This is a genomic window from Tessaracoccus aquimaris (assembly GCF_001997345.1).
In the GTDB taxonomy this organism is placed as follows: Bacteria; Actinomycetota; Actinomycetes; order Propionibacteriales; family Propionibacteriaceae; genus Arachnia; species Arachnia aquimaris.
This window is the reverse complement of the sequence record NZ_CP019606.1, coordinates 3,082,855-3,108,052: the sequence shown is the minus strand read 5'-3', so window position 1 is coordinate 3,108,052 and position 25,198 is coordinate 3,082,855. Positions and strand designations below refer to the sequence as shown.

At 65.4% G+C, this 25,198-nt stretch carries 17 protein-coding genes; 11 read left to right on the top strand and 6 right to left on the bottom strand.

What is annotated here, in order from left to right:
• Nucleotides 1-27: 27 nt before the first annotated feature.
• The 4 genes from BW730_RS14175 (at nt 28) to BW730_RS14160 (ending at nt 4,819) form a co-directional block, all read left to right on the top strand.
• Complete coding sequence (locus tag BW730_RS14175) at nt 28-834, top strand: YobI family P-loop NTPase (protein ID WP_145952891.1); 807 nt, start codon at nt 28-30, stop codon at nt 832-834.
• A complete protein-coding gene (locus BW730_RS14170; protein WP_145952890.1) occupies nt 756-2,099 on the top strand; it encodes a YobI family P-loop NTPase in 1,344 nt (447 codons plus the stop codon). The genes BW730_RS14175 and BW730_RS14170 overlap by 79 nt, the downstream gene beginning before the upstream one ends.
• A 95-nt stretch (nt 2,100-2,194) precedes the next feature.
• Nucleotides 2,195-3,526, top strand: a complete 1,332-nt coding sequence (locus tag BW730_RS14165) for an ISL3 family transposase (RefSeq protein WP_077684545.1) — start codon at nt 2,195-2,197, stop codon at nt 3,524-3,526.
• 75 nt (nt 3,527-3,601) lie between these two features.
• A complete protein-coding gene (locus BW730_RS14160) occupies nt 3,602-4,819 on the top strand; it encodes a hypothetical protein (RefSeq protein WP_145952889.1) in 1,218 nt (405 codons plus the stop codon).
• Nucleotides 4,820-6,601: 1,782 nt separating this feature from the next.
• Here BW730_RS14160 and BW730_RS18260 read toward each other — a convergent pair.
• A complete protein-coding gene (locus tag BW730_RS18260) occupies nt 6,602-6,874 on the bottom strand; it encodes a hypothetical protein (protein ID WP_145952887.1) in 273 nt (90 codons plus the stop codon).
• Between the two features lie 219 nt (nt 6,875-7,093).
• Between BW730_RS18260 and BW730_RS18255 the strand changes: the two genes are divergently transcribed.
• A complete protein-coding gene (locus BW730_RS18255; RefSeq protein ID WP_145952886.1) occupies nt 7,094-8,806 on the top strand; it encodes a hypothetical protein in 1,713 nt (570 codons plus the stop codon).
• A 2,760-nt stretch (nt 8,807-11,566) separates the two neighbouring features.
• Here BW730_RS18255 and BW730_RS14140 read toward each other — a convergent pair.
• Complete coding sequence (locus tag BW730_RS14140; protein ID WP_418082052.1) at nt 11,567-12,805, bottom strand: IS256 family transposase; 1,239 nt, start codon at nt 12,803-12,805, stop codon at nt 11,567-11,569.
• A gap of 146 nt (nt 12,806-12,951) precedes the next feature.
• Between BW730_RS14140 and BW730_RS18245 the strand changes: the two genes are divergently transcribed.
• The 3 genes from BW730_RS18245 (at nt 12,952) to BW730_RS14130 (ending at nt 15,076) form a co-directional block, all read left to right on the top strand.
• Nucleotides 12,952-13,098, top strand: coding sequence for a hypothetical protein (locus tag BW730_RS18245; RefSeq protein WP_226996833.1), 147 nt, complete (start codon nt 12,952-12,954; stop codon nt 13,096-13,098).
• The gene (locus BW730_RS18240; RefSeq protein WP_226996832.1) at nt 13,095-13,649 is read left to right on the top strand and encodes a restriction endonuclease subunit S; all 555 of its coding nucleotides are present in this window, start codon (nt 13,095-13,097) and stop codon (nt 13,647-13,649) included. Before BW730_RS18245 ends, BW730_RS18240 begins: the two co-directional genes overlap by 4 nt.
• A 95-nt stretch (nt 13,650-13,744) precedes the next feature.
• Entirely contained in the window at nt 13,745-15,076 is a 1,332-nt protein-coding gene (locus BW730_RS14130) for an ISL3 family transposase (protein ID WP_077684545.1), read from the top strand.
• Between the two features lie 19 nt (nt 15,077-15,095).
• On the opposite strand, the gene BW730_RS14125 is transcribed toward BW730_RS14130, so the two are convergent.
• Complete coding sequence (locus BW730_RS14125; RefSeq protein WP_237268055.1) at nt 15,096-16,277, bottom strand: ISL3 family transposase; 1,182 nt, start codon at nt 16,275-16,277, stop codon at nt 15,096-15,098.
• Between the two features lie 243 nt (nt 16,278-16,520).
• Here BW730_RS14125 and BW730_RS14120 point away from each other — a divergent pair, with 243 nt between their 5' ends.
• From BW730_RS14120 to BW730_RS14110, 3 genes are read left to right on the top strand one after another with little or no spacing between them, the layout of a single operon-like run.
• On the top strand, nt 16,521-17,249 hold the full coding sequence (locus BW730_RS14120) for a restriction endonuclease subunit S (RefSeq protein ID WP_226996831.1): 729 nt from the start codon (nt 16,521-16,523) through the stop codon (nt 17,247-17,249).
• A complete protein-coding gene (locus BW730_RS14115; protein ID WP_077686821.1) occupies nt 17,246-20,281 on the top strand; it encodes a type I restriction endonuclease subunit R in 3,036 nt (1,011 codons plus the stop codon). The genes BW730_RS14120 and BW730_RS14115 overlap by 4 nt, the downstream gene beginning before the upstream one ends.
• Entirely contained in the window at nt 20,278-21,213 is a 936-nt protein-coding gene (locus BW730_RS14110) for a restriction endonuclease (RefSeq protein WP_077686820.1), read from the top strand. Before BW730_RS14115 ends, BW730_RS14110 begins: the two co-directional genes overlap by 4 nt.
• Before the next feature lie 24 nt (nt 21,214-21,237).
• Here the strand turns inward: BW730_RS14110 and BW730_RS14105 are convergent, their stop codons facing one another.
• The 3 genes from BW730_RS14105 to BW730_RS14095 form a co-directional block, all read right to left on the bottom strand.
• Nucleotides 21,238-22,533, bottom strand: a complete 1,296-nt coding sequence (locus BW730_RS14105) for a Fic family protein (RefSeq protein WP_077686819.1) — start codon at nt 22,531-22,533, stop codon at nt 21,238-21,240.
• Between the two features lie 147 nt (nt 22,534-22,680).
• On the bottom strand, nt 22,681-24,279 hold the full coding sequence (locus BW730_RS14100; RefSeq protein ID WP_077686818.1) for an ABC transporter permease: 1,599 nt from the start codon (nt 24,277-24,279) through the stop codon (nt 22,681-22,683).
• Nucleotides 24,276-25,175 carry an ABC transporter ATP-binding protein gene (locus BW730_RS14095; RefSeq protein WP_077686817.1) on the bottom strand — a complete coding sequence of 300 codons (900 nt, stop codon included), beginning with the start codon at nt 25,173-25,175 and terminating at the stop codon, nt 24,276-24,278. The genes BW730_RS14100 and BW730_RS14095 overlap by 4 nt, the downstream gene beginning before the upstream one ends.
• Nucleotides 25,176-25,198: the final 23 nt, after the last annotated feature.

The window sequence follows — 25,198 nt, the reverse complement described above, 5'->3', positions numbered from 1 at the left end:
TCCTTGGGGACTCTGGACCCGAAGCGCGTGGGCGATCGCCCCGACGCATTAACGAACTCGGGTCAAGGGAACACGAACAACCTGATCCAGAAAGAGATCGTCAAGCAACTTCTGTACTCAAGATCTCCTGGGGACATGCCTCTGTCCCGCTACCGCCGGCTCTCTCATCTGAAGCGCTGGCGTTTGATCCGGCAGTCCGTTGTCGCAGCCCTCGTCGGTGCTGCCGTCATGGCGGCCATTTCGTTCGGGGGCACCGTACAGACAGGCTGGAGGATTGCCCTTGGGGCACTTGGTGCAACGTTGCTCTGGGGGGTCTATCGCACGAGGCTGAGCAGCCGGTTGTCGTGGAGTGAGCTCAGGGCGGGCAATGGCCCTGGCAGCCTGACCCTCACAAACAACAGCAGCTGGTTCGACGAGTACCTTGACGAGATCGTGTACTTCTTTGACAGCTCCGGTTGCCGTCTAGTGATCTTCGAGGACCTCGATCGCTTCAAGGACCCGCAGATCTTCGAGATGCTGCGGGAACTGAACACTCTCCTGAACAATGCGGGACAACTCAAGAGGAAGAGTCAGCAACCCATCCGATTCCTGTGCGCTGTGCGTGACAGCGTTTTCGGCACGGGAGGAGGAGCTCAGCCGGCCGACGCCGAGGCCAGCGCCAAGGCGATCGAGCCGGAGGGGCACTGGGGGATGCTGATTCCGAAGCTGCTCGCAGAATCAAGCTCTTTGATCTCGTCGTGCCGATGGTCCCCTTCGTGTCTCCCCGCACCTCACACAGCCAGTTCGGTGAACTGCTTCAAAACGATCCGGAGAAACCCGCAGAGGGAGTTCTGAGAGTTGTGGCCCGGTTTGTCACCGACTACAGGCTCATCCTGAGCATCGTCAATGAGTATCGGGTCTTGGAGCGGGTGGTCCGAGGGGAAACCGGTCTCAAGGAGCTCGACCGCTCGAGGCTGTTCGCGATGGCGGCATACAAGACCTTGCGACCGTCCGACTACGATGGGATCCTTGCGGGATCAAGCCCGCTGAACCGGTTCCAGCAATCTTTCGATGATCTGAAGGTAACCGCACTCGAAGTACTCAGCGAGGCTGAGAGCCGGGTCAGGAGTGTCAGTTCCCTTCCTGGCCAGGGTGCCCGCGCGCGGCTGGGCGCGGCCCTGAGTGTGATGGTGGACCGGCTGAATGGTCAGGCCACCGAGCGTTCCGGCCAAAGGGCCTTTGATCCCAGCGCTCCAGACGACGTTGCATTCTGGAAGGGAGCAGTGGAGGCTGGAGTCCGTATCGGTGCACCACGCCTGACCGTCGACCTCCGACCTGATGACTTGGCGATCATGGCGGGCGAAGCCGGCGGGGCGATCGCGTGGGATGAGGCCCGTAACGAGGCCAAGACTCGGGATCTTGAGAACCTGAACGAGTGGAAGACTTGGGTCTCGCGTGCGACTTGGCAGGACATGATGCGCCCCCCTAGATCCCTGTACCTGGCTGCAACGGACGAGACAATTGAGGGGTTCACCCTGAGTGACCTTTCGGAGATGGGTATCGACAAGTTCACTGCCGCGCTGATCGCCCGTGGATACATTGACTCCCTCTTCACGATTTACGCTGTTCGTACGGATCCAGGTGAGTTGACAGCGAAGGCGCTGAACTACCTGATTCTGGTCGTCGAGGATCCCAAGGGACAGCCGCTCTTCGAGTACGAGTTCGACAACGATGATGCGGTGAGAAGGATGCTCAAGGCCGCAGGGCCAGAGTTCCTTGCCGACGAGCGGTGTTTGAACGTTCAGGTCTACGACCACCTCGTTGCCTTGCCAGCCAGTGACTCCGACTCCCCTTTCATGCTGACTTCGTGTGCACCGAGTGAGCTTGCCCGTCGCTTTCGACGGCTGTACCGATCGAAGGGCGCGCACATTCCTCGGTTCGCCAAGCTTGCGGCCCCGAATCTGACCTCGGCTTTCGTAGAGGTCGCTGATGAAGCAATGGATCCAGAGAAGGTCACAGCAGTGCTTGAAGCGACTCTGGTCGGTGCGTCACCCGATCGTGTCTACGACTCCAATGAGGCGGTTACGAACGCCCTCTCCAAACAGGCTCTTCCCATTTGAGAGTGGGACCGGGCTTGGTGGGCGTGAAGACGTAGGGAGCCTTGCCGCTGGGAGGATGTGAGTGTCTAGTCCACTCCTCACAACGAACAAGGCTCATGTCTGACGTTACCTCACCGACTCCTGCCACTCCCAAGATCACTGCGCCCGATGTGAACACCTTTGCCCGGATCGACGTCCTGGGTCTGCAGGTGAAGGCGCAGCAGGTGTGGCCCGACAAGACGATCTTGTACTGTGCACCGGTGCTGCCCGATAGCACCTGCCCGGCCTGCGGCGCGACGGGCGGCTGGCACGACACCTTCACTCGTTGGTTCACCCATGTGCCGGTTGGTAGGTCCTCCACGAAGCTACAGGTTCAGGCGCCGAGGTATCGCTGCCGCGGCTGCGGCAAGGTGTGGCGCCACCGGCTCAAGACAGTGGCGCAGCCTCGGTCGAAACTGACCAGGTCAGCGGTGTGGTGGGCGCTGCGGGAGGTGGTGCTGGACCATTGCTCGATCAGCGCTGTCGCGGCGGTGCTGCAGACGGCGTGGGGCACCGTCCACGACGCGGTCACCGAGCTGGGCCAGCAGGTCCTGATCGATCTCCCCGACAGGCTCGAGGGGGTCAAGGTTGTCGGGGTCGACGAACACTGCTGGCGCCACACCCACAGCGGTGACAAGTACGTCACCGTTGTCATCGACTTGACCCCGGCAAGGGACAAGACCGGCCCGGCCCGGTTGCTGGACTTAATCGAGGGCCGCTCGAAGCAGGTCTTCAAATCCTGGCTCAACGCCCAGAGCCTTGGGTTCAGGGCGGCCGTGGAGATCGTCGCGATGGACGGCTTCACCGGATACAAGAGCGCTACGGCTGAGGCTGTGCCAGACGCGACCACAGTGATGGACCCGTTCCATGTGGTCGCCTTGGCAGGTGACAAGCTGAACCGGACCCGGCAGCGAGTCCAGCGGGAACTCACCGGCGGCCGAGGCCTCCGCAATGACCCTCTCTACAAAGCCCGCAGGCTCCTCCACACCGGTGTGAACCTGCTCACCACCAGGCAAAACACACGCCTCGATACGCTGTTCGCGAGTGAGGATCACGCCGAGGTTGAAGTCACCTGGAGCGTCTACCAAAGCATCATCGCCGCGTACCGCGACAAGGACCGCACCGCTGGTCGCAGGGCGCTGACGAGAGTGATCAACTCGCTCAAGGCAGGTGTCCCGAAGGCCCTGATCGAGCTGGCTCAGCTCGGCCGGACTCTCCACAAACGCCGCGACGACATCTTGGCGTTCTTCGACCATCCCGGCACCAGTAACGGCCCCACGGAGGCCATCAACGGCCGGCTCGAGCACCTCCGCGGTATCGCCCTCGGGTTCCGCAACCTCGCCCACTACAGACTCAGATCGCTCCTCGAGGCAGGCGGCTTCAGACCCCAACTCCACTCTCATCTGTGAAGAGCCTCCAAACATCTCCCGTTGATGGGACTCTGGGCGACGGCTGACTCGGCCGAGTTGGCGCGGACCACGAGTGTGCTGGACACCCTTGGTTACATCGATTCGGACGTAACCAGGCAGCCAGCGTCCCTTGCCGGTGAGCTAGTCAAGCGCAACATGTACACCGTCAATGCGACCAACCTGAGGTACCTCACCGGACTAGAGGGGGACAATTCGCTGGCGCTAGATCGAGTGACGACTGCTCAGCGAGCTTTCATCTACGAGAACATCGCGCAGTATGTAGGTGAGCTTCGCTTGTGCACCGGGTGCTACAGCATTTCGGCCGACGCTGCGGTGGCTAGCATCATGAACGACATCTCGACCCTGGCGTCGGCCGAACCCAGCGGCGATGACCTCGACCTGCTGGTCTCACGACTCCCCACAAGCATCGGGCTCGAGCTCAGCGACTTGGAAACGATGTGGTGGCAGGCCGCACTCCATCATGGACGGGTATCGGTCAGTTGGCCAGGCCTAGCGGCGTACTTCCGCCAGTTCGGGGAGTTGCAGGCGTGGGAAGGGCTGCTTGCCACCATTGAGCCCCATGCGGTGCCGTTGCCAACAAGCGGGGTCACCGTGCCAGCCGACCTCCTTATCGCCCTCCTGCAACTTGAGGGCGTGGACCCGACCAGGAAGTTTGGTCTCCTCGCTCGCTCAGGCACAGCACTCGATCTTGGCGTTATTCCCTCCGCCTTGGATGGATTGCTGCCCGCCATGGTTGCGGAGGGCCTCATTCCTGATCGCCAGGATGTCTACGCGCGGCTCAAGGGCCAATCGATCGAGCTTCAAGAACTAATCGAGGTTTCAGCGGACATTACCGACTATCTCGACCCCGAGGTCCTAGACGACGAGGACTTTGACGCCATTAGCAGTTCCAACCGGCGCGACCTCATGGAGATCCTCTTGAGCGCGGCCAAGACCAGGGAGACGATCCCACCGTCCAGTGCTGAGAGATTGCTGACATACCTAGAGGAGCGCAATGAGAGTGTTGACAGCACTACGCTCTTGGTTGTCGGCCGGAGTCTGACGCATCGGAACGATCTCGCTCCCGTGATACCGGCGCTGGCGATCAACCACTCGGACTCTGAGTTGCTTGATTTGCTGGCAATTCTCCATGGCCAACTCGAAGGTATCGGTCGGACCCCAATCAAGGTCGACCCAGGTCACCTGCCCCTCGTGACGTTCCTCAGGGATCGTCGTCTTGTGACGTCCCGTTCCCTCGTCGGTGGCCGGGTCAGCGTAAAACCTCGAGCCTGAGGCGTCACCTAGTAGATCGAGCTTGTCTGCCCTCTGACCGGGCGTGACCACTGTCAACGCCGAGCCAAATCTGACCCCCTGGTAGTGTCGGAGTCGTTTTTCGCCACCGTGAGTACCGAGTTCTACGACCGCAGGAAAACGGCCCACCTTGGCAGAGGCCCGCCGCGAGGCGGCGCGCTGGATCGAAGTCGTCTACAACCGCCGACGCCGACATTCCGCGATTGGCTACACCACACGGGTCGACTACGAGTATCAACTCACCACCAATCGAGTTGAATCATCAATCAAGGATGAAGCCGCGTAAGCGGGCCGTGTCCACGATTTCCGGTCAAGCCCAGGGGCGCCACTGGGGTGCCAGACACTTGGCCACTCGATGCCCGCTTAGATTTTCGGCGGGGCAGAACGACCGCTTGGGTTGAGCTCCACAGACAGTGGTGAAGGTCCGGTCTTCGAGTCGGTGGACACGGGTGCGACACTGCCGAAGGCAGGTCGCTCTTGTAGGCGAAGTGGAGGTAGAAGGTGGTTGGCGTGCCTGTGCTTCTTCTTGCTCAATTCTCTTCGCTCACCGCCGCCCGGCGGGATGGTGGGGAAGAATGGCTGGCATGGCAGTGGTGAAGGTGATTGAGGTCGCGAGTGTGGTGGCCGGCCAAATCCTGTCCTGGTCTGGATTGCCACTCGTGGGGGAACGGTCGGAGCGGCGGGCTGCTTGGCAGCAAAGTATTGGCCCGCCAAGCGTGTGTCTGGGGTGGAGGAGCGGATACTGGCCCAGTTCGGTAGGCATGCCCCTGACCTCGGTTCGATTGATTGGATGGATGCGGATCGGGCAGCCTCCCGGGCGCTCGCCCACCTGGGGCTTGACCCGCTCGAGGTGATCGAGGATCTGGAGAAGGTGAAGCGATCCCTTGCCCCCGCACCGACCCGGAGCGACAGAAGCTGCGGCCGGACGCGCAGGATTGGTTCGATCGGATCGTGGATGCGTCACTCCACGTGCTCCAAGACGAGGCGCTGGAGAACCCGGACTTCTTGAGGAATGCGACCGTCCGCCTCCTGCGGTACCAGGCCGCACAGGGTGCGGATCACGCACGCCTCTCCGAGCAAGTCGAGGGGCTACCTGAGCAGGTCTGGCAGGTAGCTGCGTTGCCGCTCGCCGAGAGCTACCTGACTGAGCAGGTCGAGCCGCTCGCGATCTCGGACCCGGCCCGCCAGGTGGATCGTGCCCTGATGGAGGATTTCCTGGCCAGTCCTGACAGCGGCTGGTGGTGGTGGACGGCCCAACCGTGGGCCGGCAAGACGTCCTTCATGGCCGATCTGGCCGTGCGTCCCCCCGCAGGGGTGTTCGTCGCGGCGTTCCTCACAATGGGCCGGGATACGACGGCCAATGACCGCAGGGACTTCTTCGACAGCATCATGCCCCAGATCGCTGTCTGGGCGGGTCGATCGATGGTGCACCGCGCCGGCGCCCACTCCCCGTCGGAGCGACTGCGTGAGTTCCAGGACCTGCTTTCCGAGGCCGGGGACAACTGCCGCCGAAAGGGTCAGAGTCTGCTGTTGTTGGTGGACGGCTTGGATGAGGACAAGGGAACGGAGGGGTCGATCGCGGCGGCACTCCCCCCAACACTGCCGGTCGGGGTGAAAGTAGTGGTCGCGTCACGGACCATGCCAAGGCTCGATGTTCCTTACGATCACCCCCTCGCCACACCCCTGCACAGTCGCGAACTGAAAGCATCCCCAGGCGCGGTGGCTCGCCAAGAGCAGGCGTTCAGGGAACTGGACAATCTCTGGCTAGTGGGACCACCAGACCGGTTGGGTCGGACACTGGCCTGCCTGGTCGCGGCGGCCGAGGCTCCCCTCACGGCAATTGACCTGGCTGAACTTGCGTCTCGCGCCACCAATGACTTGATCGAAGTACCGACGGTCGAGGACATCCTCGGCGATCACGCGGCCCGCGTCTTCCACCGCGTCACGCTGCCTGGAGGGGATGGTTTCCGGCTCGGCCACGACACGCTCGATGACCGAGTCATCGAGATTCTCGATCCCCGCAACCCACGAGCGCACGTCGGAGGTGGGTGGGCACACCATAGGCAAGAGGTCCTGGCTCCTTGGCGGGCGTACCTCCACGAGTGGGTTGACACGTTCGCGGCGCAGGGATGGGCACGGACGACGACGCCGGGCTTCGCCGGTGAACCGTACTTCGCGCTGCTGTCCAAGACAGGGAACCTTCCCCGGATGACAGCGCTGGCAACCGATCTCGCACGCCATCGATACTTGTTCCATGTGACGGGCAGCAACTACGCCGCCTACCGCGAGGCACACGTCGCGGCCCAGGGCCACACGCATCAGGTCGAGCCCCACCTGCCAACGCTGACGATCCTGTCGGTCTACCTTGACGCGATGAGCGCCCAGCACAATCGCTTCCCGATCGAGATCTTCCGAGCATGGGCAGTGACCAAACAGACCGACCATGCCCTCGATGTCGCCGCCACCATCACCGACCCCGACCGGCAAGCGGAGGCGCTGGCCGCCCTGGTTGAGGCTCTCGCCCCCACCGACCCCGACCGGGCCGCGAAGGTCGCCGCCACCATCACCAGCCCCTACCGGCAAGCGGAGGCGCTGACCGCCCTGGCGAAGGCTCTCGCCCCCACCGACCCCGACCGGGCCCGGGGCCTGGTCCAGCGGGCCGAGGAGGTCGCCGCCACCATCACCGACCCCTACCGGCAAGCGCAGGCGCTGACCGCCCTGGCGAAGGCTCTCGCCCCCACCGACCCCGACCGGGCCCGGGGCCTGGTCCAGCGGGTCGAGGAGGTCGCCGCCACCATCACCAGCACCTACCGGCAAGCGGAGGCGCTGGCCGCCCTGGTTGAGGCTCTCGCCCCCACCGACCCCGACCGGGCCGAGGAGGTTGCCGCCACCATCACCGACCCCTACCGGCAAGCGGAGGCGCTGACCGCCCTGGTTGAGGCGCTCGCCCCCACCGACCCCGACCGGGCCGAGGAGGTCGCCGCCACCATCACCAGCCCCTACCGGCAAGCGGGGGCGCTGACCGCCCTGGTTGAGGCGCTCGCCCCCACCGACCCCGACCGGGCCGAGGAGGTCGCCGCCACCATCACCGACCCCTACCGGCAAGCGGGGGCGCTGACCGCCCTGGCGAAGGCTCTCGCCCCCACCGACCCCGACCGGGCCGAGGAGGTCACCGCCACCATCACCGACTCCTACGGGCAAGCGGGGGCGCTGGCCGCCCTGGCGAAGGCTCTCGCCCCCACCGACCCCGACCGGGCCCGGGGCCTGGTCCAGCGGGTCGAGGAGGTCGCCGGCACCATCACCGACTCCTACGAGCAAGCGGGGGCGCTGACCGCCCTGGTTGAGGCGCTCGCCCCCACCGACCCCGACCGGGCCGAGGAGGTCGCCGCCACCATCACCGACCCCGACCGGCAAGCGGGGGCGCTGACCGCCCTGGTTGAGGCGCTCGCCCCCACCGACCCCGACCGGGCCGAGAAGGTCGCCGCCACCATCACCGACCCCTACCGGCAAGCGGAGGCGCTGGCCGCCCTGGCGAAGGCTCTCGCCCCCACCGACCCCGACCGGGCCGAGGAGGTCGCCGCCACCATCACCGACTCCTACGGGCAAGCGGGGGCGCTGGCCGCCCTGGCGAAGGCTCTCGCCCCCACCGACCCCGACCGGGCCCGGGGCCTGGTCCAGCGGGCCGAGGAGGTCGCCGCCACCAGCACCGACCCCTACCGGCAAGCGGGGGCGCTGACCGCCCTGGCGAAGGCTCTCGCCCCCACCGACCCCGACCGGGCCCGGGGCCTGGTCCAGCGGGCCGAGGAGGTCGCCGCCACCAGCACCGACTCCTACCGGCAAGCGGGGGCGCTGACCGCCCTGGCGAAGGCTCTCGCCCCCACCGACCCCGACCGGGCCCGGGGCCTGGTCCAGCGGGCCGAGGCGGTCGCCGCCACCAGCACCGACCCCTACCGGCAAGCGGGGCGCTGACCGCCCTGGCGAAGGCTCTCGCCCCCACCGACCCCGACCGGGCCGAGGAGGTCGCCGCCACCATCACCGACCCCTACCGGCAAGCGGAGGCACTGACCGCCCTGGTTGAGGCGCTCGCCCCACCGACCCCAACCGGGCCGAGAAGGTCGCCGCCACCATCACCAGCCCCTACCGGCAAGCGGAGGCGCTGACCGCCCTGGCGAAGGCTCTCGCCCCCACCGACCCCGACCGGGCCGAGGAGGTTGCCGCCACCATCACCGACCCCTACCGGCAAGCGGAGGCGCTGGCCGCCCTGGCGAAGGCTCTCGCCCCCACCGACCCCGACCGGGCCGAGGAGGTCGCCGGCACCATCACCGACCCCTACCGGCAAGCGGAGGCGCTGGCCGCCCTGGTTGAGGCTCTCGCCCCCACCGACCCCGACCGGGCCCGGGGCCTGGTCCAGCGGGCCGAGGCGGTCGCCGCCACCAGCACCAGCCCCGACCGGCAAGCGGGGGCGCTGACCGCCCTGGTTGAGGCTCTCACCCCCACCGACCCCGACCGGGCCCGGGGCCTGGTCCAGCGGGTCGAGGAGGTCGCCGCCACCATCACCAGCCCCTACCGGCAAGCGGAGGCGCTGGCCGCCCTGGCGAAGGCTCTCGCCCCACCGACCCCGACCGGGCCCGGGGCCTGGTCCAGCGGGTCGAGGAGGTTGCCGCCACCATCACCGACCCCGACCGGCAAGCGCAGGCGCTGACCGCCCTGGCGAAGGCTCTCGCCCCCACCGACCCCGACCGGGCCGAGGAGGTTGCCGCCACCATCACCAGCCCCTACGAGCAAGCGGGGGCACTGACCGCCCTGGTTGAGGCGCTCGCCCCCACCGACCCCGACCGGGCCGAGGAGGTCGCCGGCACCATCACCAGCCCCTACCGGCAAGCGGGGGCACTGACCGCCCTGGCGAAGGCTCTCGCCCCCACCGACCCCGACCGGGCCGAGGAGGTCGCCGCCACCATCACCGACCCTGACCGGCAAGCGGAGGCGCTGACCGCCCTGGTTGAGGCGCTCGCCCCCACCGACCCCGACCGGGCCGCGAAGGTCGCCGCCACCATCACCAGCCCCTACCGGCAAGCGGAGGCGCTGGCCGCCCTGGCGAAGGCTCTCGCCCCCACCGACCCCGACCGGGCCCGGGGCCTGGTCCAGCGGGTCGAGGAGGTCGCCGCCACCATCACCGACCCCTACCGGCAAGCGGGGGCGCTGACCGCCCTGGCGAAGGCTCTCGCCCCCACCGACCCCGACCGGGCCCGGGGCCTGGTCCAGCGGGTCGAGGAGGTCGCCGCCACCATCACCAGCACCTACCGGCAAGCGGAGGCGCTGACCGCCCTGGCGAAGGCTCTCGCCCACACCGACCCCGACCGGGCCGAGGAGGTCGCCGCCACCATCACCGACCCCTACCGGCAAGCGGAGGCGCTGACCGCCCTGGTTGAGGCGCTCGCCCCCACCGACCCCGACCGGGCCGAGGAGGTCGCCGCCACCATCACCGACCCCTACCGGCAAGCGGGGGCGCTGACCGCCCTGGCGAAGGCTCTCGCCCCCACCGACCCCGACCGGGCCCGGGGCCTGGTCCAGCGGGTCGAGGAGGTCGCCGCCACTACCATCAGCCCCGACCGTCGAGCGGGGGCGCTGACCGCCCTGGTTGAGGCGCTCGCCCCCACCGACCCCGACCGGGCCGAGGAGGTTGCCGCCACCATCACCGACTCCTACCGGCAAGCGGGGCGCTGACCGCCCTGGTTGAGGCTCTCGCCCCCACCGACCCCGACCGGGCCGAGGAGGTCGCCGCCACCATCACCGATCCCGACCGGCAAGCGGAGGCGCTGACCGCCCTGGTTGAGGCGCTCGCCCCCACCGACCCCGACCGGGCCGAGGAGGTCGCCGCCACCATCACCGACCCCGACCGGCAAGCGGGGGCGCTGACCGCCCTGGCGAAGGCTCTCGCCCCCACCGACCCCGACCGGGCCGCGAAGGTCGCCGCCACCATCACCGACCCCTACCGGCAAGCGCAGGCACTTAGCCAGCTATTGCTGGCGCTACAGCAGGGTTCAGTACCCGCCCCCACCGAGCGCCTCATGGTCCGGTTGGTCACCAGAGCCCTTGCGTCGGGGAGATGGCAGGCGTGCCTATCGGTGCTTGACACTAAGCCCCTCAATGCGGCGGTAACCGCGGTGCTCAGCATGACGACGGCAGAAGTATGAACCATGCGCTGACATCACTACCTGCTTTCCTGGTGGCCGCTTCCGCGCCGAGGACCACCCCACAGCGGAGCGAGGGCGGAGCCAGCACAGCACGCCGCTTGGGTGCTAGGACACTGGGCAATCGAGAACTCGCTTCACTGGGTCCGCGACGTCACCAACGACGAAACCGCTCCCAAGTCCGCACCGGTTAGGCCGCTCGCGCCATGGCCACCCTGCCCAACACCGCCCTACAAAACCGCATCGCCGAAACCGGCGGCCGCCCACCAGCCGAATTGATCCGCTACTTCGAACTAGTCCACACCAACACCACCGAGACCTGACAAACCGCGAAACCGGACGGTCCATACCCCCACGACAGGTGTACGCGGCCGTCTCAGAAACCCAACAGCATTCCGAGACATCCCACAGGGCGTGCTCACACGAGCCGCTCACCGCGGAGAACAGGACCCGCGTGTGCACACAGTATGGGGCGCCAGCAGGAAACTGAAACGCTAAAGGGTGTGTCAGATTAACGGTGGATCTGGTCTGGCGCATTTCAGTTGATTCGGCCTTCGAAGGTGATCGCGAAGGCGTTGAGTGCGGGCTTCCACCTCGTCACCCAGCGTGCCCGACCCCTGCCGGTGGGGTCAAGCGACCGAGTCACGAGGTAGAGGCACTTCAACGCGGCGGCGTCGTTCGGGAAGTGCCCACGCGCCCTGACCGCGCGGCGGTAGCGGGCGTTGAGGGACTCGATCGCGTTGGTGCTGCAGATGATGCGGCGGATCTCGACGTCGTAGTCCAGGAACGGGATGAACTCCGTCCAGGCGTTCTCCCAGAGCTTGCGGATCGCGGGATACATCGTGCACCACTTCTCGGCGAACTCCTCGAACCTCGCCTTCGCGGCGGCTTCGGTCGGCGCGGTGTAGACAGGGCGCAGGTCACGGGCGATCTGGTCCCAGTACTTGCGCGACGCGAAGCGGAACGTGTTGCGGATCAGGTGGATAATGCACGTCTGCACGACCGCGAGCTCCCACGTCGTGGTGATCGACTCCGGCAAGCCCTTCAGCCCGTCGCAGACCACGATGCACACGTCCTCGACACCGCGGTTCTTGATCTCGGTGAGCACGCCCAGCCAGAACTTCGCGCCCTCGCCGACATCGCCGGCCCAGATCCCGAGGATGTCGCGCTCCCCGGCCGTGGTGACGCCGACGGCGACGTAGAACGGCTTGTTGCGCACCTGCCCGTCCCGGACCTTCACCACGATCGCGTCGATGAACACCACCGGGTAGACCCGGTCCAGTGGACGGTTCTGCCACTCGGTCATCTCCTCGATCACCTTGTCGGTGATCTTCGAGATCGTGTCCTTGCTGACACTCGCCCCGTAGACGTCGTCGAAGTGCGCCGCGACCTCACCAGTCGTCAGCCCGCGCGCGGTCAGCGACAGGACAATCTCGTCGATCCCGTCCAACCGCCGCTGCCGCTTGCGCACGATCTTCGGCTGGAACGACCCGTCACGATCTCTCGGCACGTCGATCTCGACGGCACCGACCTCGGTGAGCACGGTCTTGGACCGGGTCCCGTTGCGCGCGTTCTCGCCGTTCGATGACGCGTGCTTCTCATAGCCGAGATGCTCGGTCATCTCCGCCTCGAGCGCGGTCTCGAGCACGGTCTTCGTCAGCCCGCCCAGCAGGCCTCCCGGCCCCACGAGGCTGACGCCCTGCTCCTTCGCCTGCGCAAGCAGCTGCTCGGCGATCTGTTGCTGATCGATGATCTCTCCCGTCACAGGATCGATCATCTCGATGGTCTGGCTCATAGCCCTTCCTTTCGGTCAGGCCAGTCCCAGATCCACCGTTTTGCTGACAGTCCCACCGGGCGGACGTCGATCACGTTGCCCAACTGGTTGCCAACGATGCGATCGGGCAGAACGGCTACAACCTGTCGGTGTCGAGCTACGTCGAGGCCGAGGACACCCGCGAGGAGGTCGACATCGTCGCTTTGAACGCGGAGATCTCTCGGATCGTCGCCCGCCAGGCCGAACTGCGGGCCTCGATCGACGAGATCGTCGCCGACCTGGAGAGGGCGCAGTGAGTCGCATCGACGATCTCCTCGCAGAATTGGCGCCAAGCGGGGTCACCCATCGTCAGCTGGGCGAAGTTGCAGAGTACTCTCCTTCAAGGGTTGATGCTGCAATCCTGGATTCCACCACATTTGTCGGTGTCGATAGCCTGCTGCCAAACAAAGCCGGCCGTGTCCCGGCCGCGTATTCACCAAATACGGATCGCCTGACCTCGTACAAGCCTGGCGATATCCTAATCGGGAATATTCGTCCATATCTTAAGAAGATATGGCTTGCTGACAATAGTGGCGGGTGTAGCGGTGATGTACTCTGCCTCCGTATAAAGAGCTCTTTTGGTGGGCAAGTTGAACCGGACTTCCTGTTTTATTTACTATCATCGGATCGATTCTTCCACTTTGATATGAAGCATGCTAAAGGCGCAAAGATGCCGCGGGGTGATAAAGCCGCCATCTTGACCTTCGAAATCCCCTTGCCTCCGCTCGAGGTGCAGCGGGAGATCGTGAGAATACTGGATCAGTTCACCCAACTGGAAGCGGAGCTTAAAGCGGCTCTTCCCATTTGAGAGTGGGACCGGGCTTGGTGGGCGTGAAGACGTAGGGAGCCTTGCCGCTGGGAGGATGTGAGTGTCTAGTCCACTCCTCACAACGAACAAGGCTCATGTCTGACGTTACCTCACCGACTCCTGCCACTCCCAAGATCACTGCGCCCGATGTGAACACCTTTGCCCGGATCGACGTCCTGGGTCTGCAGGTGAAGGCGCAGCAGGTGTGGCCCGACAAGACGATCTTGTACTGTGCACCGGTGCTGCCCGATAGCACCTGCCCGGCCTGCGGCGCGACGGGCGGCTGGCACGACACCTTCACTCGTTGGTTCACCCATGTGCCGGTTGGTAGGTCCTCCACGAAGCTACAGGTTCAGGCGCCGAGGTATCGCTGCCGCGGCTGCGGCAAGGTGTGGCGCCACCGGCTCAAGACAGTGGCGCAGCCTCGGTCGAAACTGACCAGGTCAGCGGTGTGGTGGGCGCTGCGGGAGGTGGTGCTGGACCATTGCTCGATCAGCGCTGTCGCGGCGGTGCTGCAGACGGCGTGGGGCACCGTCCACGACGCGGTCACCGAGCTGGGCCAGCAGGTCCTGATCGATCTCCCCGACAGGCTCGAGGGGGTCAAGGTTGTCGGGGTCGACGAACACTGCTGGCGCCACACCCACAGCGGTGACAAGTACGTCACCGTTGTCATCGACTTGACCCCGGCAAGGGACAAGACCGGCCCGGCCCGGTTGCTGGACTTAATCGAGGGCCGCTCGAAGCAGGTCTTCAAATCCTGGCTCAACGCCCAGAGCCTTGGGTTCAGGGCGGCCGTGGAGATCGTCGCGATGGACGGCTTCACCGGATACAAGAGCGCTACGGCTGAGGCTGTGCCAGACGCGACCACAGTGATGGACCCGTTCCATGTGGTCGCCTTGGCAGGTGACAAGCTGAACCGGACCCGGCAGCGAGTCCAGCGGGAACTCACCGGCGGCCGAGGCCTCCGCAATGACCCTCTCTACAAAGCCCGCAGGCTCCTCCACACCGGTGTGAACCTGCTCACCACCAGGCAAAACACACGCCTCGATACGCTGTTCGCGAGTGAGGATCACGCCGAGGTTGAAGTCACCTGGAGCGTCTACCAAAGCATCATCGCCGCGTACCGCGACAAGGACCGCACCGCTGGTCGCAGGGCGCTGACGAGAGTGATCAACTCGCTCAAGGCAGGTGTCCCGAAGGCCCTGATCGAGCTGGCTCAGCTCGGCCGGACTCTCCACAAACGCCGCGACGACATCTTGGCGTTCTTCGACCATCCCGGCACCAGTAACGGCCCCACGGAGGCCATCAACGGCCGGCTCGAGCACCTCCGCGGTATCGCCCTCGGGTTCCGCAACCTCGCCCACTACAGACTCAGATCGCTCCTCGAGGCAGGCGGCTTCAGACCCCAACTCCACTCTCATCTGTGAAGAGCCCTTAAAGGGCTCTTCATACCTGCGGTGGGTCGAGGTTGAGTCCGCCGCCGATGAGGAGCATGCGTAGTCGGTAGTTCTCGCGGTTGCGGAAGCCTCTGGCGATGCGTCGGTGGAGCTCGATGAGCCCGTTGATGCTCTCGGTGCCGCCATTGGATGCGCGGCCGGTGTCGAAGTAGGCCAGGAAGGCGTCTTTCCACTGTCTGAGGGTGCGGCCGAGTCGGGCGATCTCGGGGATCGGGCAGGAGGGGAACCCGTCGACGACTTGCTCGGCAATCTGGCGGCCCTTGGCTGGGTCGGGGTGGGCGTAGGCGGCTCGAACCTTCTGGGCGCACTGCCAGGCGACGTGGACGGCGTCGTGGCGGTCATCGGCGGCGATCGCCGCGGCGAGGCGGGCGTGTTGCTTGTCTGTGAGCCGTTCGGCCGCGCAACGCAGGATGTTACGGATCCCGTAGAGCGGGTCGCCGGAACGACCCCGGTGGCCGTGGATCTCCTGCTGCACGCGGCGGCGGACCTCATCGACGGCCCGGCTGGCCAGAGCGACCACATGAAACGCATCAAGGACGGCGGTGGCGTCGGCGAGCTTGTCGTCGATGGCGTTCTTGTAGCCGCGGAACGGGTCCAGGGTGGCGACCTCGACCCCGGCCTTGAACCCCTTCCCGCGCTGGTCGAGCCACGTCTTGTACACGGTGCCCGAACGTCCCGGCACCAGATCGAGCAGCCGGGCATGGACGCGTCCGTCCTTGTCACGAGTGAGGTCGACCATGCCGGTGAGCTCCTTGGGGCCACGCTTGCGGGGGCTCACGTGGTGCCACAGGTGCTCATCCACCCCAAGCGTGGTCACGCCGGCGAACCGGGACTCATCAGCGGCGGCACGCTGCAGGATCGGCTCGATGCTGGTCCACACAGTCCGCCACGTGGTGGCCAACTGCCGAGCCAGCCCGGCGATGCTGGCGTGCTCGCGTCGGACCTGCTCGGTCGCCCAGCGACACGCCCGGGTGGTGAGCATCGCGCGTGGCTTGGCGATCTGTTCGTCCTGCTCGGTGAACACCCCTACGGGACAGGACGGCTCGGGACACGTCCACGTGCGTTTGCGCCAACGCACGCGTGTCGGGGCTCCGAAGCAGGGGATGTCGACCAAGGTGACCGTCCGTCGGTCATGGCTGCGGGCTACCACCCCGCAGGTCGGGCAGCCCATCATCGCTGGTGGGGACTCGACCTCGACCACCAGCCCGGCAGGTCGCCGGTCCACTCCGATGACGTGCACGCCGGGCAAGCCGACCAGACGGTCACAGTTGTCGCAGTAGGCGTCGTCATGGGGGCAGCGCGCAGCACACGTCGTAGGCTCAGACACAGTCGGGGTCCTCGGTGGATAAGAAGCTTGGTAACTCCTGATCCTGAGGGCCCCGACCCCTACCTCAGCCCACCCCGCTCACCCGGCGTGTCGCCCCCGACCCACCGCAAGTACGAAGAGCCCCTTAAAGCGGAGCTGAAAGCGCGTCGGAACCAGTACGTCTTCTATCGTGACTTGCTCTTGGATTTCGACGGCGAAATCCCTCGGCGGCCCCTGGGTGAGCTAGGTATCCTATTCGGTGGTCTAACTGGAAAGACAAAAACGGATTTCTCTCTCGGCAACGCGCGTTACGCTTCATATAAGAACGTGTTTTCGAATCTGGCTCTGGATGTGAATGCCGCCGATTTTGTTAAAGTAGGTCCCGCTGAAAAGCAGCGGTCATTGCTCTTTGGTGATGTCATTTTTACTGGATCTTCCGAATCGCTCGATGAGGTAGGGATGACCTCGGTTGTGACCCAAGAGTTGAACGAACCGATCTACTTGAACAGCTTTTGCATCGGATTCCGACCCCATGACGCAGGGCTTCTCGACCCCGAGTTTGAGAAGCATCTGTTCAGGTCTGAGAACATGCGGCGCCAAATCAAACGCACGGCAAACGGTGTCACACGGATCAATGTGTCAAAGGAACGACTCGCCAAGATTGAGGTTCCGCTACCTCCGCTGCCCGAACAGCGGCGTATCGCCGCCCTCCTGGATGAGCTGGATCTCCTGACCAATGGACTAGACGCGGGTCTCCCAGCCGAGATTGCCGCCCGACGCAAGCAGTACGAGTACTACCGCGACAAGCTCCTCACCTTCGACGAGGCGCCGGCATGAGCGATCCGCGCGCGTTCGACCCCATTGCCGTCTCGGATCAGAGCACCGTCGTCGCCGAGCACACGCCCGAGCCGTCGGGCAGCGACTACCAGTCCGAGGCCCAGCTCGAGACCGAGCTGATCGCGTTGTTGCGCAGCCAAGCGTACGAGTATCTGCCGATCACGTCCGAGGCGCAGCTGGTCGCAAATCTCCGCTCCCAACTGGAGGCGCTCAACTCCATCACGTTCTCCGAGGCCGAGTGGGAGAGCTTCTTCGCCAAACGGATCGCGGGCAGGAATGACGGCATCGTCGAGAAGACCGTCCGGATCCAGGAAGATCACGTCCAACTCCTCGACCGCGACGACGGCACCAGGAAGAACATCGCCCTGATCGACAAGGCGAACATCCACAACAACCGGCTCCAGGTGATCAACCAGTACGAGCTCGGCCAGGGTGAGGGCGGCGCCACGCACGCGAACCGCTATGACGTGACGGTGCTCGTCAACGGCCTGCCGATGGTCCACATCGAACTGAAGCGCCGCGGTGTCGACATTCGCGAGGCGTTCAACCAGATCGACCGCTACCAGCGGGACAGCTTCTGGGCCGGGTCCGGGCTGTTTGAGTACGTGCAGCTGTTCGTCATTTCCAACGGCACCCTCACGAAGTACTACTCCAACACCACCCGTAACCAGCACCTCAAGGAGGGCCAGGCGGCGGGCAAGAAGAGGCGCACCTCCAACAGTTTCGAGTTCACCTCGTGGTGGGCCGACGCGCAGAACAGGCCCATTCAGGATCTCCCATCTTTCGCCAAGACCTTCTTCGCCAAACACACGCTGCTGAGCATTCTGACCCGCTACTGCGTCCTCACGGACGATCGGCTCCTGCTCGTCATGCGGCCCTACCAGATCGTTGCCACCGAGCGGATCCTGCAACGCATCGCAGTGGCGACGAACTACAAGCGGCTCGGACGCCTCGATGCGGGCGGCTACGTCTGGCACACTACCGGCTCGGGCAAGACGCTCACGTCCTTCAAGACCGCCCAGCTCGCCTCCCGGCTGCCGAGCGTCGACAAGGTGCTGTTCGTCGTTGACCGCAAGGACCTCGACTATCAGACCATGCGCGAGTACGACCGCTTCGAGAAGGGCGCGGCCAACTCCAACACCTCCACGGCCGTGCTGAACCGCCAGCTGGAGGACGCTGGGGCGAAGATCATCATCACCACCATCCAGAAGCTCTCCAGCTTCGTGAAGGGCAACAAGACACACCCCGTCTACGACCAGCACACGGTGCTCATCTTCGACGAGTGCCACCGGTCGCAGTTCGGTGACATGCACACCGACATCACTAAGGCGTTCAAGCGCTACAACCTGTTCGGCTTCACCGGCACCCCGATCTTCGCCGCCAACAGCGGCAGCGGAGGAAACCCCCAGCTGAAGACAACCGAACAGGCCTTCGGCGACAAGCTACACACCTACACCATCGTCGATGCCATCACTGATAGGAACGTGCTGCCGTTCCGGATCGACTACGTCAACACCATCCAGGTTGGCGATGTCGTCGACGCTCAGGTCTCGGCCATCGACACCGAGCGGGCCTTGTTGGCGCCCGAGCGGCTGAGCCAGGTGGTGGCCTACACGCTCGAACACTTCGACCAGAAGACCAAACGTGATTCCCGCTACCGCCTTGGGGAGCGCAGGGTCAAGGGCTTCAATGCGATCTTCGCGACCGCCTCCATCGACGCCGCCAAGCGCTACTACAACCAGTTCCAGCTCCAACAAGAGGGGCTGAGCCCAGATCGGCGGCTCAAGATCGCGCTGATCTACTCCTACGGCGCCAACGAGGCCAGCGACGACGGCATCCTCGACGACGAGGCCTTCGACACCGACGCCCTCGTCGCCGACTCGCGTGAGTTCCTCGAGGACGCGATCCAGGACTACAACGACCTGTTCGGCGCCAGCTTCGACACGTCCTCGGACAAGTTCCAGAACTACTACAAGGACCTGTCCAAGCGGCTCAAGAACCGCGACCTCGACCTCGTGATCGTCGTCAACATGTTCCTCACGGGCTTCGACGCCACCACGCTCAACACGCTGTTCGTCGACAAGAACCTCAAGTCGCACGGGTTGATCCAGGCCTATTCGCGGACCAACCGCATCCTCAATTCGGTCAAGACGTACGGCAACATCGTCGCGTTCCGGAACCTGGAAGATGCCACCAACTCGGCCCTCGAACTGTTCGGCAACAAGGATGCTCGAGGTGTCGTGCTGCTCAAACCCTACGGCGAGTACTACTCGGAGTACGCGGACAAGGTCGACGAGCTCACCCGCCTCTTTCCTGAGGGACTCCCGATCGTGGGGGAGGCCGCGCAGAAGCAGTTCATCGCACTCTTCGGGGCAATCCTGCGGCTCGACAACATCCTCACTTCATTCGACGACTTCGCCGGTTCCGAGCTCCTCACGCCCCGCCAGCTACAGGACTACAAGAGCCGCTACCTCGACCTGCACGCCGAGTTCCGCAAGGGGGCCGCGGCGGACAAGGAGTCCATCGCGGACGACGTCGTCTTCGAGATCGAACTGATCAAACAGGTCGAGATCAACGTCGACTACATCCTGCTGCTCGTGCAGAAGTTCCGCGACGAGCATGGCGACGGTCGCGACAAGGAGATCCGGGCTGAAATCACCCGGGCTGTCGAGTCCAGCCCGACGCTGCGCGACAAGCGCGACCTCATCGAGGCGTTTGTCGACCAGGTGTCGATCGGCACCTCGGTGGACGACCAGTGGCAGAGCTACGTCGAGCAGCGCCGCCAAACGGAACTCGAAGAGATCATCGCGGACGAGAACCTGAAGCCGGATGAGACACACGTCTTCGTCGAAGCCGCCTTCAGGGATGGCTCGCTTCGCACAACGGGCACTGCCATCACGAGGATCCTGCCCCCCGTGTCGCGCTTCGCCCCAAGTGCTGGCCACGGTGAGAAGAAGCAACGCGTGATCGACAGACTCGGGTCGTTCTTCGAGCGGTTCTTCGGGTTGACTGGACGAGGGGAGTACCGATGAACGCAGAGATGCCGACGTGGGAGGGGTTCATGCTCCCGTCCCTTCGGGCACTCAGCGATGGCGAGATCCGTCATCGACGAGAACTGATGCCGTTGGTGGCGGGACAGGTCGGTCTCACGGAGCAGCAACGCAGCGTCGTCTTGTCGTCGGGCCAGCCTATGTATGAGAACCGGATCGGTTGGGCGCTGTCCTACCTCACCAATGTGGGTGCTCTTGATCGTCCTTCGCGAGGCAACTACCGCATCGCCGAGGCCGGGCGAGGGCTGCTCGAGCGGTTCCCTGAGGGGCTCAGGGAGCGCGACGTCTCCGCGCTCGCCGAGGACAGAGTGGGTGGCCTGTCACCCTACGTTGCCGCCCCCAGGGCGACGTCTGCGGTGTTGGAGGGCGCGCCGGCTATGGCGGAAACGAGCGGGCAGGCGATGACGCCGCTTGAACAGGTCGAGGAGGGCGTCGACCGTATCCACCGGGACGTGGCGCTGGAGCTCCTCCAGCGCTTGCGCGGTAAGGAACCCGCATTCTTCGAACAGGCGGTCGTCGACCTTCTCCTGGCGATGGGGTACGGCGGCACGCTCGGGTCTGGGGCGGTCACCCAGCTCAGCAATGACGGAGGCATCGACGGCGTCATCGACCAGGATCATCTGGGCCTCAGCCGGATCTACATCCAGGCCAAGCGGTACTCAGAGGGCGTCACTGTCGGCCGCCCGGAGGTGCAGGGCTTCGTCGGCGCAGTTCACGGTCGTGCGGACAGCGGCGTGTTCATCACCACAAGTCATTTCTCGAAGGGTGCGAGGGAGTTCGCCGACATGACTCCGACCCGCATCATCCTGATCGACGGGGCCCGGCTCACGGACCTGATGATCCGCTTCGGGGTTGGAGTCCAAATCCGAGAGACGTACAAGGTCGTCGAGATCGACGAAGACTTCTTCGCGTAGGGCCAACGGGGGATCTCGTTGCTGCTAGTTACGTCGCGGCCTTGCCGGAACAGGGCGATCGGGTTGCGCTGCGAGTGTGTCGAACTGGGTGCTGGCTAGGGCGCGCTCCGAGAACGTGACCAAGTCGAGAACCTCCCGCGCGATGTACGCGGTCGCGCCCCGCTCGATGGATCTGGGGATCAGAATGCCTGCCTGTCGCAACTCGTCAAGAGCCCCACTCGCTGCCGGATATGACACGCCGAGGATCTTCGCCAGCGTGGTCGCCGACACGACCGGAGCCTCGGTCAGTTGAGCGAGCAGTCGTGCCGTTGCCGAGTCTGCGCGCGGCACGGGGCGCATGCCGGTCGCAGTGCGGTGTGAAGTGAGGCGCTCAGTCCATTCACCACGAAGGGCCTCGATCTGACGCACGAGCGACTCGGACTGCTCGACCGCGATCTCTGCCGCTCCGACGAAGGTCTCCAACCACGCATTCGTTGCCCTGTTCGCCTCCGGGCTACCTGCGGGAGAGGCATGCCGGAAGGAGCTCAGGCCGCTGACGTACCTGTCCCTGAGGGTCGCCAGGACGAGGCTGATGGGGAGCACTGCGTCTTCTGTGAGCCCTCGTCGCGCGAGCACCGTGTGGATCAGCGCCCGCCCGACCCGCCCGTTGCCGTCGGTGAACGGGTGAATGGTTTCGAAGTGCGCGTGCACTACCGCGGCTTGAATGAGCGGAGAGTGCGCCGCGCCGTTGAGGTATTTTGTCAGGTCACCCATCAAACCAGGCACCATTGCCGGGTCGGGCGGAACGAAGGCGGCACCAATCGGCGTCCAGCGCGAGACGCCGATCCAGTTCTGCACTTCCCGGAGCCCATGATGGCGTGGTTCATCGGGCATGAGCGAACGGTGGAGCTCAACGACATCCTGGACGGTAACCGCCTCGGCTTCGACGAGCTTTGTCGTCGCCTCCCTCACGATCGTCATGTTGTTGGCAACAAGCTTGGCCTGTTCGCTGACACCGCGGACCGTCTCGGACTGGCCCAGCTCAGCGAGTGCCACCTGCTGCGCCGAGGGAGCAATTCCCTCGATGCGTGAGCTAGCGATGGCCTCCGAGCGAAGGAGGAAGCGGGCAATGCCTGCCAGGCCCTCGGCACCGGGACCGTTGAGCGCACGGATGTTGCGTTCGACCCGGCTGACGATGCGTGACAGGTCTCCGTCGACCGCGAGTCCGATGCCGTCGACGAAGTCGGGAGCGTAGCGATGATAGGCGCCCGCCTGCCGCTCGGCCTTAGGGGTACCGGAGTCGACACTCGATTCCCAGTGAGCTTCCTCCCATGTGGCCATAGGTGGTTTCCTTTCCCGTATCGTCAGCCTATCAAAGGATGAGTATTCAACCTTTGATAGATGACTCGATGTTCAAAGGAAAGCTTTGATAGGCGCTCGCGATAGACATCTCGATGACCAGCGAAACCGCTTCCTCGGAATCAGCCCCTACTGCCTAGCCAAGTCTCGGCGGCGGAAGCCTGCGAAGCCGACCGCCAGTAGGAACAGTGCGACCAAGGAGATCCACAGCAGGCCCCACCAGTCTGAGTCGGCGGACATCACGTTCGGGACGTGCCAGAACGGGCTGATGCCCAAGGCCCAATCGGGGAGCTTGAAGCTCGGGCCCAACAGCGTCAGGCCGAACGACAGCAGCACGCCCGCCCACGCAGCCGGTGGGACCGCCGGGCGGGCGCCGACCACGGCGACCGCGACCGCGACCACCGTCAAGACCGCGGGGATCGTCGAGACCGACTGCCGTAGCACGTCCCCGAAGGACAGGCCGATGTCGGCCGACGACGCCAACGCGGCGACGATCGTTCCGGCGATCACCACGAACAGCGCAGGCCCGAGCAGGGCGATGACGACGTTGCTGGCGAAGTATTTCGGGCGCGACACGGCGGTCGCAAGGACCGGCTCGACCCGGTCGTCGACCTCCTCGGCGCGCACGCGCAGCATCGTCTGGACTCCAGGCACAGAGGCGAGGATGCCGACCAGGCTCAGGATCATCACCACGAATGAGCCGATCAGTTCCTCGCGGGTCGCCGCGCCCGCAGCGAGGATCTGCTGCACGGCGGAGTCGTCGCCCAGCAGGTCCGGCACCGACGTCGTGAAGTAGCCGTACACGACGCCCAGCGCGGCGAACGCGACTGCCCAGGTGATCACTGGCCCACGGTTCAGCCGCAGCGCGAGGCCCCAGGCGGAACGCAGGCGACCGCGCGCTGGTCCCGGCCGCGGGGCGATGGCGCCGACGCCGAAGTCGCGCCGCGTCTGCAGCACGAACGCCACGGCCACCAGCACGACCGTCAGGCCCACGCCGAGCAGCAGCGGCCACCAGTGGTTCTCCGTCGCGGGATGCGTCTGCGACATCCAGCCGAGCGGGTTGGCCCACAGCACCCAGTCGGGTGCCTCGATCGAGAACGCGAAGCCGCGCGCCATGAACAGGATCCCGAACGCCGACGCGGCCAGCGTGTTGGCGGTGCGTGCATCCGACCCCAACTGTGCGGCGATGGCCGACACGCCAGTGAACATCCAGCCCGTCACGGTCATGGTCGCGGCCAGCAGCATCGACGCCTCCCAGCCGCCGCCGAACGCAACCGTGACGAGACCCGTCACGAGACCGAGCACCACACCCATGCCAAGCCCCATCGCAACCGCGGCCGTCAGGCGGGCGCCGCGTCCCATCACTCCTGAGGCGAGGAGTTCGGCCTGGCCGCTGTCCTCCTGCGCCCTTGTCGCTCGGGTGATCGCGAAGATCGCGCCGATCGCCGCGAGCAGGCCGCCGATGGCGAGCGAGCGCCAGGCGTTGAAGCCGTCGGTGGTGGTGAGGTCGCCTGCGTGGCCGAAGATCAGGCCGAGCGCTGGGTTGGTGCTGATCGCGAGCGAAAGGGCCGCCCGGTCGTGCTGCTCGGGGAACAGCCACGGGTAGACGATCACCGACGACGACGACAGCAGCGTCGCCAGCAGCACCCACGGCGCCAACAGCCGACCGCCGTGCTTCAGTTCGGCCCTCAGCAGCGGGAGGGCACCGGTCACAGGTGAGGCGCTCATCGGTCCTCGACGGTGTCGTACAGGCGGAGGAACAGCGACTCGAGCGACGGCGGCTCGACGGTGAGGGCCTCGATGCCGAACGGTGTCAGCCGCTCCATCGCCTCGCCGATGTGTGCCGAGTCGATGCTTGCCGACAAGCGGTGCCCCTCGACGTGCGCGTCGTCGAGCAGGGCGAGCGCGGCCTCGTCCGGCACACGGCCGAGCGTCGCGTGGATCGTCGAGCGGATTCCACTCTGCAGCTCGGCGAGCGTGCCCGACTGGACGATCCGGCCGTCGCGGATGATCGAGATCCGGTCCGCAAGGGACTCGACCTCGGCCAGGATGTGGCTCGACAGCAGGACGGTCGTGCCGCGCTGATTCGCGTCGGCGATCACCGACTGGAAGACGTTCTCCATCAGCGGGTCGAGGCCGCTGGTCGGCTCGTCCAGGATCAGCAGCTCGACATCCGAGGCCAGCGCCGCGACGATCGCGACCTTCTGCTTGTTGCCCTTCGAGTACTGGCGCCCGCGCTTGGTCGGGTCGAGCTCGAACCGGTCGACAAGGTCGCGGCGCCGCTCCTCGTTCAGGCCGCCGCGCAGCGCGCCAAGCAGGTCGATCGCCTCACCGCCGGTCATGCCAGGCCACAGCGACACGTCGCCCGGCACGTAGGCGCAGCGACGGTGAAGCTCGACGACGTCGCGCCACGGGTCCTTCCCCAGCACCTGCGCGATCCCGCCGTCAGCCTTCAGCAGGCCGAGCAGTACCCGGATGGTCGTGGACTTGCCCGCTCCGTTGGGGCCGAGGAAACCGTGCACCTGGCCCTTCGCCACGGTGAGGTCGACCCCCTTGAGAGCCTGGAACTTCCCGTACGACTTCGTCAGGTTCTCGACGTGGATCGCTCGCTCGTGCCCGCTCATCGGACCGCCTTTCAGGTCACCGC

Bases quoted from the DNA above. Each gene is read 5' to 3' on its own strand.
- BW730_RS14095 (WP_077686817.1), bottom strand. From the start codon at position 25,175: ATGAGCGGGCACGAGCGAGCGATCCACGTCGAGAACCTGACGAAGTCG.
- BW730_RS14140 (WP_418082052.1), bottom strand. From the start codon at position 12,805: ATGATCGATCCTGTGACGGGAGAGATCATCGATCAGCAACAGATCGCC.
- BW730_RS14165 (WP_077684545.1), top strand. From the start codon at position 2,195: ATGTCTGACGTTACCTCACCGACTCCTGCCACTCCCAAGATCACTGCG.
- BW730_RS14130 (WP_077684545.1), top strand. From the start codon at position 13,745: ATGTCTGACGTTACCTCACCGACTCCTGCCACTCCCAAGATCACTGCG.
- BW730_RS14110 (WP_077686820.1), top strand. From the start codon at position 20,278: ATGAACGCAGAGATGCCGACGTGGGAGGGGTTCATGCTCCCGTCCCTT.
- BW730_RS14105 (WP_077686819.1), bottom strand. From the start codon at position 22,533: ATGGCCACATGGGAGGAAGCTCACTGGGAATCGAGTGTCGACTCCGGT.
- BW730_RS14100 (WP_077686818.1), bottom strand. From the start codon at position 24,279: ATGAGCGCCTCACCTGTGACCGGTGCCCTCCCGCTGCTGAGGGCCGAA.
- BW730_RS14125 (WP_237268055.1), bottom strand. From the start codon at position 16,277: ATGGGCTGCCCGACCTGCGGGGTGGTAGCCCGCAGCCATGACCGACGG.
- BW730_RS14115 (WP_077686821.1), top strand. From the start codon at position 17,246: ATGAGCGATCCGCGCGCGTTCGACCCCATTGCCGTCTCGGATCAGAGC.